The sequence below is a fragment of the Candidatus Kryptoniota bacterium genome, assembly GCA_036567965.1.
Lineage (GTDB): Bacteria > Bacteroidota > Ignavibacteria > Kryptoniales > JAKASW01 > JAKASW01.
Genome location: DATCTN010000031.1, coordinates 21478 through 33802, shown reverse-complemented (window position 1 = coordinate 33802; position 12325 = coordinate 21478). Strand labels below are relative to the sequence as shown.

The following is a 12325-nucleotide window of genomic DNA, read 5'->3' as shown; positions in this document are numbered from 1 at the left end:
AAAGAATTTCGGAACGAATGTCTATGCAGGCGTGAATACAAAAACGGTCGCCGGAATCCGGCGACCGCGAATCTTATCGGAATGTCGGATGATTAGTCAGAAAGGAAGGTCGTCCTTGGTCTCTGCAGCGGACGGCTGCTCGTTCTGGATGGTTTCTTCTTTCTCACCTTCGGGACGTGATCCAAGCATTACAAGATCGTTGACCACGATCTCCGTGACATATCGCTTGTTCCCGCTTTTGTCCTCGTAATCCCTGTACTGAATTCTCCCTTCGAGGTAGACTTTCCGTCCTTTCTTCAAATATTCGGCCGCGATCTCCGCAAGTTTTCCCCAGACTACTATGTTATGCCACGTCGTCCGCTCCTGTGGGTTCCCCTGCTGGTCTTTCCATTGCTCGTTTGTTGCAACACTGAATGTGGCGACCGCTGATCCGCTGGGAGCGTATCTCAGCTCCGGATCTTTCCCTAGATTCCCAATCAGAATGACTTTGTTTACGCTCTTTCCTGCCATCTTCACTCCTTTCCTGGCCTCCGGAATCACTTTTCGCAAGCATTCCGTGGACAAACTTGATTCTGAACTAAAGTGAAATTAACAGGGGAGGATGTCTATTTCAATCCGATCCCGAAGGATTGCGTCGTGTGCCTGTCGGTCCATGTTTTTTCCCCTCAACCCTCCGGACCAGAATTGCCTCACCTTTTCAGCGACATCTCCCCTGTCGATCAATCTACGGCCCGATCCCGAATTCGGACGCGACCTTCTTCAACGCGTCGTATACTTCCCTGAAGTGGTCTGCAAAGACCATTATCCTCTGCCTGTCGAATTTCCCCTCCTTGTTCTTCTTGCTCTCGGAGAAAATCAAGTACTTCGATCCGGTCTTAGCTTCCTTCACATCGAGAAAGTACATCCTCCCATTTCCGGCGGGAATCCTGATCCCGTCCGATTCTTCTTTACCCATCTAACCCTCCTTTTGTTTTCGGCCAGCGTTCTTTCCGGAAACCGATCTCATCCGTGTCCTCCCAGTGCCCAATCCGGTTTCTTCCGCACGACCCGTTTTGCTATCTCATTATGAAACTAAATTTGACTCTCTAAAAAGTCAATTCGATTTTTACTTTTGCTGAAATTTTCATCCCCCGTGCAATCTCGTTCCATCGTCAAATCTCTTAATCGGTAATCGACAAGACAAAATCAGAGGATCCACTTAAGACAAAGAAAAACGTCCGGGCAATTTGCTTCTCTAATTGCAGCGTGCCGTGGCATAACATATATTCGTAAACGAATTCGTCGCAAGACGAAACAGAGATTCGATATAAGAACCAGAGGAGTATCTAAATGAAAAAGCCTTCTACTTTCCAGACCGTCGTCATGATGTTCATCTTTACAGCATCCGTTTACGCACAAACATCACAATCGACTTACAGCGTGGTCGACAGGATCCATTTACCTGGTGAAACCTTCTGGGATTATTTGAATATCGATCCTGCTTCCGGAAATCTTTATGTTTCACGCGGTACAATGGTACAGGTCGTAAACATCAACAGCAAAAAACTTGTCGGCACAATTCCAGACACGAAAGGTGTCCACGGCATAGCTCTCGCCGCCGATCTCGATAAAGGATTTGTGAGCGACGGTGCCGATTCGTCTGTCACCGTTTTCGACATGAAGACTCTATCGGTAATCGAAAAGATAGCGGTGACCGGGCGCGACCCTGACGCAATACTCTATGATCCGTTCACACATCGCGTGTTCACCTGCAACGGCAGGTCGTCGAACTCTACCGTTATCGACGCGAAGACCGACAAAGTCATCGGGACGATACCCCTGAGTGGCGGACCCGAGTTCTGCGCATCAGATGGAGCGGGAATGATATACATCAACATCGAGGACAAGAGCGAAATCGACGCCATCGATCCCGCCGCGATGAAAGTTGAGCATGTCTGGCCGCTGGCGCCGGGGGAAAGCCCGAGCGGGCTTGCTTTAGACGCGAAGAACCACCGGCTCTTCTCCGTGTGCCACAATAAAGAGATGGTGGTGTTGAACGCGCTTGACGGGAAAGTCATTACCGCGCTTCCGATCGATGGACGGGTTGACGGAGCTGCGTTCGACCCAGAGCTCATGCGCACCTTCAGCTCAAACGGCGAAGGGACTCTCACCGTTGTCCAGGAAGTAAGTCCTGACAGCTTCACGGTAATCCAGAATCTTCAGACACAAGTCAGTGCGAGAACAGTAACGATAGATCCGGTTACACATCATCTGTACCTCTCGGCAGCCGACTTCAACCCACCGCCGCAGGCGACCGCGGACAACCCGCGCCCGAGACCTTCCATGAAGCCGAATTCTTTCGTGGTTCTGGAAGTCGCTCCTGCAAAGTAATTTGTCCGAAGGTACACCCGCCAGTACGCCCTCAGCCTGTCTGTGGTTCAAACCGCCTAAGGGCCGAATCGGTTTCCTATTTACCCTGCACAGTTCGTATGACGAGGAAGACGGTCGCCGCTACCGAAGCAACTGCGCCAATCGTACCGATAATATCTCTGGTGATGTCCCAGGTATGATCACGCGAGAAAATAGGTTTGCGAGGCACGAATATAAAATCGCCGGACTCCACTTTGGTCTCAGAAGGGGTAAACCACTCGAATGTTCCGACGGATATCACTTTTACTTCGCCATTCTCGGCCCCTTCGGTAAAGCCCCCGGCTGCGCGTATGTAGTCGTCAATTCTCCAAGTCGGATCAAAGTCGATGTAACCGGGAGAAGCGACTTGCCCGAAAATGTATATTGAATTCTTGTCGGGGGGAACGTAAACGATGTCACCTGACCTCATGATCACGTCATACTTCGTTTCGTGATCAACAAATAGTTTAACAAACTCTACTGACACGCCAGCGTTACTGGCGAAGGCCTGCGCCTCCTGCAACAGATATGGAAGATCTTCCGAATACAGATTGCTCGCCCTGAAGAGCATGGAGACCGTGTCCACTTGAGCGGGGACATTCGTACTTCCGAGTTTAACCACACCTCTGAACAAACGCGCCCCGCTCAGTAAAGCATGTCGAGTGAATCCGCCGGCAAGATCTACTAACGTGGTCAGCCGCGTCGAGTCACGGGATATCGGATAAAGACCGGGCTTATTCACTTCGCCCAACACCCAGACGAAATAATCGTTGATCTTGGTTCGAACTACTGGAACCACCACACGGCTGTTGACGGGCAGCGGCTGCTCTAGTACCGAAGAGTCCCGCAGGTCGACCGTATGATAATCAAATGACGAGCCATTCATCGTTATGACCTCACCATGTCCGCTATCGGCCAACGCGGTCAGCCCTTGTGACAATTCGATGAGGTCCTTCACTCTATCGCCGGGAACGTACTCGAAGTTGCCAGCCATCTTCACCTCGCCCGAAATGCTGATGCTCCCAGCTTCGAGGTTTTCCCTTGACACAACAATGGCATCGCCGTTCTGCAAGTAGGGATCCCTTGACACATCACCGGCATCGTAACATTTGAGGAGATCGACGTTCTCCGATGTCCCGTCTCTGTGAATCAGTCGAATGTTCCTGAGCGAGAACTCCGGCAAAACGGTGCTCGTGTCCGCACTGCTCTTGGGCATGTTGGCGAGCATGAACGCACGGTCAACACGGTCAAAAGACGTGACGGTGTACCTTCCCGGCACCTTCACCTTCCCGGTCACCATCACATAAAATGAGCGCGGATAGATAAGCGTCAGCGTGACGGATGAATTCCTGAATTGCTTGCTCAAGGCGGTTCTCAGATTACTCTTCGCATCGGCCAGTGTTCTCCCCCCTACTCGAATGACTCCATATCCCGGAATTATCAACGATCCTTCCGGTGTCACACTGAGATTATAAGAGAGCGGTGTCGCCCCCCATATCCCGACATTCGTTACATCGCCCGGACCTAACACGTAACTCATTGTATCGACAGGTGCGTCGTACGGCGGCGGCTGTACCACCATAGCCTGGCTCTGCAGGCTTCGAAAATAGTCCGCGCTCGACGTGAACATATTTGAGGTCATCGAGGGGATTTGCGTCGACGACGTTCCTTGTTGGAGAGGATTCGTGGAGGTTTGCTGTTGCTGCTGGGGCAGCAACTGGGCAAACGAAGAAGCGGCGGTCAGATAGAAAACGAGCGCTGCCAGCCCGAAGCGTTCAGGCCTAAACGGATTTTTCATATTGGGCATTATACACGATCATAATTGAATATGAATAATAGTAAGAAAGAAAATCGGTTTACTCAAGTGACATCCAAGTTAATGAGATCGTTTTACCGGAAAGAGAATTATTGGTAAATTGATCGCATCGAGGACCGAATAATCATGTATGAGCACAAAAGCGAACCACTCGCTCCATTCCGAACGTTCCTTCGAAGGGTCGCCCGGCACGGACTTATTGCACTTGCCGTTGTCATAGTGTCTCTCGTGCTGGGTATTCTCGGCTATCATTTTCTTGAAGGGCTCGGCTGGATCGACGCGATTGTGAATGCCGCAATGATTCTCGGGGGAATGGGCCCCGTGAACGAACTGCGCACCGACGCTGGGAAATTGTTTGCCGCCGCTTATGCACTATTCTCGGGAATAATCTTCCTCGTCACGGCAGGGATTCTGTTCGCGCCCGTCCTTCACAGGTTCATCCACAAGTTCCACCTGGACGAAAGCAAGCGTTGAAGCGGGTACCTCACGACTGGTGACGGACATTCCGCGGCTGGTCGCCGGAATGTCGGACTGATTTCCGTCTGCGCCGGCTCGTCTCCGTGCAAACACCCCTCTTATTGTTTATATTTTATCACAGATGAATTCAGCACTTCACGTCAGGAGAAATTGAAATGAAAATCGGCTTGAATAAATATAGCTCGCATCTTACTCAAAGAATTTCACAGGTCGCTTCACAGGCAATGTTGTACGGAATCGGCCTGAAGGATGAGGACATGAGCAAGCCGCAGGTCGGCATCGCGAGCATGGGCTGGGAAGGTAACACCTGCAACATGCACCTGAACGAGTTGGCCAAAGTCGTGAAGGAAGGCGTACGAGACGCAGGAATGGTTGGTCTCATCTTTCACACGATCGGTGTCAGCGACGGGATTGCGATGGGCACCGAGGGAATGAAGTCGTCCCTTCCCTCGAGAGAAATCATCGCGGACTCCATTGAGGCGGTAATGCGCGCACAGTGGTACGACGCAAACATTTCGATCCCGGGATGCGACAAGAATATGCCCGGCTCTTTGATAGCCATGGGAAGACTCAATCGACCGAGCCTCATGGTTTACGGCGGGACGATCAGGGCTGGCCATCTGAACGGGCAGAAGCTGGATATAGTTTCGGTTTTTGAATCTTATGGTAAGTACATCGCCGGAAATCTCAAAGAGTCGGAAATGTACGAAGTAGTGAAACACGCCTGCCCCGGTCCCGGAGCCTGCGGCGGAATGTATACCGCAAACACAATGGCAACTGCGATCGAAACGCTGGGGATGTCTTTGCCTTTCAGCTCTTCACTCCCGGCCGACAGCGATGCGAAGAGAAAAGAGTGCCTGGCCGCCGGTAAAGCTGTCCTCAATCTCCTCGAGAAGGATCTGAAGCCCCGCGACATCATGACAAGACAGGCATTCCTGAACGCGATTACACTCGTCACCGCCTTGGGCGGGTCCACTAATGCCGTGCTTCATCTCATCGCCATGGCAAAATCCGTAGGCGTAAAGTTGAACATAGATGATTTCCAGATGATAAGTAACCGCGTTCCCTATATTGCAGAGCTGAAACCGAGCGGCAAATTCGTCATGGAAGACATCAGCGACATTGGGGGAGTACCCGCAGTTCAGAAGATGCTTCTCAAGGAGGGCCTCCTCGACGGTAATTGCATCACCGTAACTGGGAGAACTCTCGGAGAAAATATAGAGAAGGTCGCGGATCTCAAAGCCGGACAGAAAATTATTCATCCGATTTCGGACCCGATAAAGAAGACCGGGCATTTACAAATCCTTTACGGCAATCTTGCAAAGGAAGGCGCGGTCGCAAAAATTACGGGCAAGGAGGGGGTCAGGTTCTCCGGACCGGCAAAGGTTTTCGATTCGGAAGAGGAGACTTTGAAAGCTCTCGAGGCAAAGAAGATCGCCGGAGGCGACGTCGTCGTTATCCGATACGAAGGACCGAAGGGTGGGCCGGGAATGCGTGAGATGCTCACGATAACTTCTGCCATAATGGGCGCCGGACTGGGACAAAGCGTCGCACTAATCACCGACGGAAGATTTTCGGGAGGCACGCACGGATTCGTCGTCGGCCACATAACTCCCGAAGCTCAGACCGGCGGAGTCCTCGCAGTGGTGGAAAACGGCGATCGGATTACAATAGACGCCGAGAAGAATACGATCGTGCTCGATGTCCCCGAGCACGTGATAGCGGAAAGACTGCGGAGGTGGAACGCTCCGCCGTATCGGGCGACGAGCGGAATGCTCTATAAATACATCAAAAATGTTTCGTCTGCGTCCGAAGGATGTGTAACGGACGGCATTTAATTGTTAGGGTCGGCCGTATGATCATCCGGAAAATGATTTGTCAGAGATCTCCATTTTGTTCAGCGGCGTCTGAACTAAATTTGCGAGTATTGCCATGAACCTGGGCCAGTTGCTTCACGAAAGAATGAACGAAATTCTCACCGAAGCCGAAGCTTCGCTCTCAAGGGCGCATCTCACCCACTATGAGAAAGCCGGCGAAGAACACAACCGGCAAAAATTGAAAGCGCTCTTCGTGCTTACGGTCCGCGCGATCTCGGAGAAGAACCTCGGACCAATGCTGTCCCATTCCGAAGAAGTAGCCCGCGAACGCTTCCGCGAGGGGTTCGACCTCTCGGAAGTGCAGACCGCGTTCAACGTGCTCGAAGAAGCGACATGGAAATTTATCATGAAGAACCTTCCACCCGCGGATTATGGCGAGGCGATAGGTCTCGTCAGCACAGTCCTCGGCGCAGGTAAAGATATGCTCGGTCGGACTTACGTTGCACTCGCCAGCAAATCAAAAGCCACATCGCTCGATTTACGGTCACTCTTCGCGGGCACTTACTAAAACCTCTCGCCTGTAGTACGACGTGTCAGTCTCGGGGCGTGCCATGATGCAGGGACCTCGTTGGATTCCATAGAAGTCGCCCCTGTTTTACCCGCCTGTTCGCTGCCTTAGCTGTTCACTCTGTACGGCAATCACAATCCAGGACGAATGCATCGATCTGATTATTAAACCTAATAGAGTTTCGTTTTGTTATTTGATTCAGCGGCACAATGCGAAAAGAGATATTAACATCATGAAAGAGAGAAAGAAGAAAATAATCGTACTTGGCAGCGGTTTCGCTGCGCTAAGCATCGTGAAAAGAATAGATCCACGTTTTTTTGAAGTGTCAGTTGTGAGCCCGAGAAACCATTTCCTTTTCACTCCCCTCTTGCCGAGCACAACCGTCGGAACGATCGAATTCAGAAGCATCATCGAGCCGGTCAGAACCGCAAAGAATGTCAGGGCAGACGATAAGTCGTCCGGCAATTTTTACCAGGCAAACTGTACCTCGGTGTCTCCGTCTGAAAATACCATTGAATGCGAGAGTGTCCAGAATAGGGAGAAGTTCAAATTGGATTACGATTACCTGGTGATCGCGGTAGGCGCTGTGAACAACACATTTGGAATCCCGGGCGTGACGGAGCATGCACTGTTTCTTAAAGAGCTATCGGACGCCCGCGTCATCCGCGGACGGATAATACAGAACTTCGAGGAAGCAAGCAGTCCCACTGTATCTCTGGAAGAACGGAAGAGGCTTCTTCGTTTCATCGTTGTCGGCGGCGGTCCCACAGGCGTCGAGTTTGCTGCGGAGCTGAACGACTTGGTCCGCGAAGACTTGATTAAATGGTACCCCCGACTCGTTCAGGATGTTGAGATCACACTCCTCGAGGGAACAAAACAAATTCTCAGCGCGTTCGACTCGCGACTCGGCGAGTACGCAATGAAGATATTTCGCCGCCAGAGCATCGATCTACGGTTCAACTCTCCGGTGAAAGAAGTGACGAAAGATTCGATAATCCTTCAGGACGGAACCTCAATTAGTTGCGGGATGGTGGTGTGGTCGACGGGAATAGGACCCACAGACCTCATTCAGTCTCTCCCTTTTCGGAAAGGACGCGGATCACGCTTGTTGACAGACGACTATTTGAGAGTCGGAGAAGCGAGAAATATTTTTACGGCTGGAGACTGCGCAACTCCTGCGAGCCAGAGCATACCAGCCACTGCTCAGGCGGCGCAGCAGGAGGGAAAATATCTCGCGGCGCAGCTGAACAACATCGCGAAGGGCAAACCTCCGTCGCCATTTGAATACCGCCACCTCGGTATGCTCGCATATATAGGCAGCAGGCGGGCGCTGGCGGATTTACCCAACGTGAAGGGGAGAGGGTTCGGTGCGTTTCTCTTCTGGAGATCTGCTTATCTGACAAGGCTGGTCAGTTTAAAAAACAAGGTCCTCGTCCTGTTCGACTGGCTAAAAGCTTCAGTGTTCGGCAGGGACATAAGCAGTTTCTGATTTTCCCGCCGGAGCTTGACATGCCGGCCTACAACCCGCTAAATCCGTTATCTACCGTATGTTTGGAAATGATTTTCCAGAGTGGCATTTTGGAAGGCGCGCCATGAAGCGCTTCTGAAACAAGTCGATCAACTGGCCTGGAATGGACAATCCGAACATAACGAAGGGAGAGAGACGTGTCGGCAAAGACGCCGGCGCACTAAAGCGGCTGCTTGGGAAGTTGTCGTCCCACGCGAACCTGGTCGTAATTGCCGTCACGATACTTGCGATTGCCGGTCTGTCGGTGGGAACCATCCTCGCCTCCAAAGACCTTGAGCGAAGATTGCTCGAGACATTTTTCAGAACGAACAGTCTCGTCTCCACGACGACCGCGTCTCATTTCGGGGATTACCTCGAGAGCCGCGCGAACGGAGTTCGCTCCCTTACGGGAGTGCTTGCATCGGAAACTTCCCCTGCAAAGAAAGTCGAAGACATAGACGGCTACTTCGAGTATGTCAGGACACAACACGTGGTAGCGATCGTCCTTCTTTCCCCCGACGGAGTAATAACTTATTCAACCAGCAAGCAATACTCGGGGCGCGATTTCTCGGAAACAAATTTCTGGAATTATGTCAGGACCACGAAGAGCAGCGTTTCATCCGAGCTTCTCTCGAATCCAAAAGAAGAATTATATCCGGTATTACCTTTCGTGGGAAGCTCCGATACCACAAATAGAATCTTGATCGGGTCGCCGATCTTTTCGCCTGTGAAGAACGGTTCTGTGAAACTTGACGGCGCAATCGCGTTTCTAATAGACCAGTTCCAGGTTGTACCACCTCCCGCCACAGGTCCCACCGGCTTTCCGGACACGACAATGAGAATCGCCATCGGTGTACTCAGCAGATCCGGATTTCCTTTCATTCATCTCTGGTCGAATGACTCGATATGGAACAAGCAGAGCGTGCGTGCGCTTCAGCTGAAAGGTCGACCGGCATGCTCTTCGTGTCACAGACAGGGTGATATATACTCGATCCTCGGCGGAACCACACAACTTGGTACAGGACTGGTGAAGTCGGAAATGCCGCAACCGGCAAGCGGCGAATTCCTCTGGTCGTCCTCCCCTCTGAGCTCAACGAAGCTCAAGATGCAGGACAGTCTCTGGTATGTCGTCGTGAGTGCGGACCGCGGACCGGTACAGGCATCGGTGATCTCTTACCTCAAGGGTTCGCTGATCCTTATGTCTTGCGGAATAGTTCTTCTCGTGGTCATTCTCAGCCTCGCGTTTTACGGGCAGAGGAAGAATGCGCTTGAACGTCAGCACATGCTTAACCTGGAACAGGTCGCGGGACTGCGGGGACAATATGAAGTCCTGATAAAGAATTCAAACGACGGCATCTATGTCTTATCGGAAGACAGGATGGTGTTCACAAATAAAAAATTGCAGGAGATGCTCGGGTACACGCCCGAAGAGTTTTCGCGAATGGACTTCTCCAATCTTGTCGCGCCCGAAAGCAAGGACACGATCGCAGAGTGGGAGAGGAAAATAAGCCGCGGGGAACAGACGGACAATCGGTTCGGGTTTGTGGCGCAGTCGAAGGACCGCAAGAAAATTCCGGTCGAAGTGAGCCTCACACAAGTCCAGCTTGAGGGAAGAACCAGCACTATTGGGATTCTCCACGACCTGACGGAGCTAACTGCTCAGAAACAGCTGTTCGAAGATCTCTTCAGGAGCGCTCCTATCGGCCTCGCAATGTATGAGAATTTCAAGGTAACAAGGATTAACGACGCTGCCGTCACACTCCTGGGGTATGAAAGTCCTGATGAGCTGATCGGCCTCAATGTTCTAAGCGTGATTCATCCGGAGGATCTTGCCGTTGTTGGTCAAAGAGTGAAGCGTGCAGTAGAAGACCACCTCCCCGCCCCGCCGCTCGAGGAGCGGTTCGTGAAGAAAGATGGAACGGTCATTCACGTTCTCGTTCTTTCACGTCCGGTGATCTATGAAGGAAGAGATGCTATCCAGATCGCGTTCGTTTCTCTGGAGGACCGCAAGAAGCTCGAAGGAAATCTTGCCCGCGAAGCCGCGATGCAGGAAAGAGAGAAAATCCGGCTGAGCACTCTTCTTCAAAATCTCGAAGAAGGAATTTTGTTCCAGGGACCCGATGGGATGATTGAATTCGCAAACGCAGAGTTTTGCAGGATATTCGGCTTCGATAGCCCGCTGCACCTCATCGGCAAGCCTTCGAAAGAAATTCTTGCCCTTGCCGCGAACCGAACAAAATATCCGGAAGAATTCGTAAAGCGAGCGTCGAAGAACGTCGAAAACAAGGAATATGTCAGAAGCGACAGGCTCGAGTTTGCGGATGGACTGATCGTTGACCGCAGCGCACTCCCCATTGTCGACTCAGACGGCAGTTACCTCGGTCGGGTTGGAGTCTTCCGCGACATCACCCAGCGCGAAGAAAAGGAGGAGACAATCAAACGGCTTCAGAGAACCGAACTCCTTGGCAGGCTCGCCGGCGGGATCGCACACGATTTCAATAATGTGCTGGGGATAATTATTGCCAGCCTCCAGATGATGATGAGAAAAGCGGACAACCTGAACGTCGTCCAGGAAAACTCACAGCGAGCGCTCTCAAGCGCCATCCGCGGGTCGGAGGTTGCGAAAAGACTTCTTCAATTCGTGAGATACTCCCCCGAAACATTCAAGGATTTCTCCGTCAGACAAATCATTGAAGAAACGGTATCAATTATCAAGCACACATTCGAAGAGAATTTCATCGTTCAAACAGAATTCATAGTCAATGACGCGACCGTGTATGGTTCCGCAGGTGACATCCAGCAAGTGCTGATCAACCTCGCCAAGAACGCGCAGGATGCGATGCCCGACGGCGGAACGCTCACGATTTCTCTGACAACAGCCGACAGGAAACAGATCGAGAAGAAACTCGGCGGCACACCCGCCGGCCGCTACGTGCTGTTGATGTTCCAGGATACAGGCCAGGGAATCGAAGCAGACAAGCTTGAAAAAATATTCGACCCGTTCTATACGACAAAGGACCTCGGAAAGGGGACCGGCCTTGGCTTGTCGATCGTACAGACGATAATATCAGCGCATAACGGTTTCATAGAAGTGAACAGCCACAAAGGTGCAGGAACCACATTCTTCATTTATCTCCCGATGAGCGAGAAGGATGTTCGTCCCGGAGAAACGGTGCCGGTCGAGATGGGAGACGCAGCCAGATTAGCCGGAAGCAAAACCGTTCTCGTGGTCGAGGACGAGCTGGCACTCAGGGAGCTTGTGTGCGAGTTTCTATCCGACAAGGGATTCAACGTGATAAGTGCGGCGGACGGAGACGAAGCATTCAGGACCTTCACGAACCATCCCGAGATATCGCTGGTGCTGACAGACCTCGGTCTGCCCAAGATGCCTGGCGACAAATTAATAGTGAAGATAAGATCTGCGCGTCCTGAGGTGAAATGCGTTCTCGCGACTGGCTATCTCACCCCTATGGCCGACAGCGCGATGTCGAATCTCGACGTGAAGATGATTATGAAGCCGTACAACCTTACGGCGATCTTCAACCTTGTTGCTGAAGAGCTGGCGTAAGTATCCCTATCTCTTTTCAATTCCAGGCATTCATCCTTCTGCTGGATTTCCCCATTCCCGTCAACAGGGCCGTCGAAGCAGACACGTTGATTCCATTCGACGACGTGACTCCGCGATTCCCATCACTTCCATGACCGGCCTCGTTATTAAAACGGATTCAAAGCAGAAAAGGCGGGCAAAAAGA

At 51.7% G+C, this 12325-nt stretch carries 9 protein-coding genes; 6 read left to right on the top strand and 3 right to left on the bottom strand.

Features of this window, described 5'->3' with window-relative positions; genetic code table 11:
- Positions 1-96: 96 nt before the first annotated feature.
- On the bottom strand, positions 97-510 hold the full coding sequence (locus VIS48_15105; protein HEY9167479.1) for a single-stranded DNA-binding protein: 414 nt from the start codon (positions 508-510) through the stop codon (positions 97-99).
- Between the two features lie 214 nt (positions 511-724).
- Positions 725-955, bottom strand: a complete 231-nt coding sequence (locus tag VIS48_15100; protein HEY9167478.1) for a DUF3276 family protein — start codon at positions 953-955, stop codon at positions 725-727.
- 374 nt (positions 956-1329) lie between these two features.
- Between VIS48_15100 and VIS48_15095 the strand changes: the two genes are divergently transcribed.
- The gene (locus VIS48_15095) at positions 1330-2370 is read left to right on the top strand and encodes a YncE family protein (GenBank protein ID HEY9167477.1); all 1041 of its coding nucleotides are present in this window, start codon (positions 1330-1332) and stop codon (positions 2368-2370) included.
- A gap of 76 nt (positions 2371-2446) precedes the next feature.
- Here VIS48_15095 and VIS48_15090 read toward each other — a convergent pair whose 3' ends face one another.
- Positions 2447-4195, bottom strand: coding sequence for an SLBB domain-containing protein (locus VIS48_15090; GenBank protein HEY9167476.1), 1749 nt, complete (start codon positions 4193-4195; stop codon positions 2447-2449).
- 135 nt (positions 4196-4330) lie between these two features.
- Between VIS48_15090 and VIS48_15085 the strand changes: the two genes are divergently transcribed.
- From VIS48_15085 to VIS48_15065, 5 genes are all read left to right on the top strand, one after another.
- Entirely contained in the window at positions 4331-4678 is a 348-nt protein-coding gene (locus tag VIS48_15085) for a hypothetical protein (protein ID HEY9167475.1), read from the top strand.
- Between the two features lie 158 nt (positions 4679-4836).
- Complete coding sequence (gene ilvD / locus VIS48_15080) at positions 4837-6519, top strand: dihydroxy-acid dehydratase (protein ID HEY9167474.1); 1683 nt, start codon at positions 4837-4839, stop codon at positions 6517-6519.
- A 94-nt stretch (positions 6520-6613) separates the two neighbouring features.
- Positions 6614-7066: a hypothetical protein gene (locus tag VIS48_15075; protein ID HEY9167473.1), complete on the top strand. Its 453-nt coding sequence runs from the start codon at positions 6614-6616 to the stop codon at positions 7064-7066.
- Between the two features lie 232 nt (positions 7067-7298).
- On the top strand, positions 7299-8555 hold the full coding sequence (locus VIS48_15070) for an FAD-dependent oxidoreductase (GenBank protein ID HEY9167472.1): 1257 nt from the start codon (positions 7299-7301) through the stop codon (positions 8553-8555).
- A gap of 142 nt (positions 8556-8697) precedes the next feature.
- Positions 8698-12141 carry a PAS domain S-box protein gene (locus VIS48_15065; protein HEY9167471.1) on the top strand — a complete coding sequence of 1148 codons (3444 nt, stop codon included), beginning with the start codon at positions 8698-8700 and terminating at the stop codon, positions 12139-12141.
- The last annotated feature ends 184 nt before the right edge of the window (positions 12142-12325 follow it).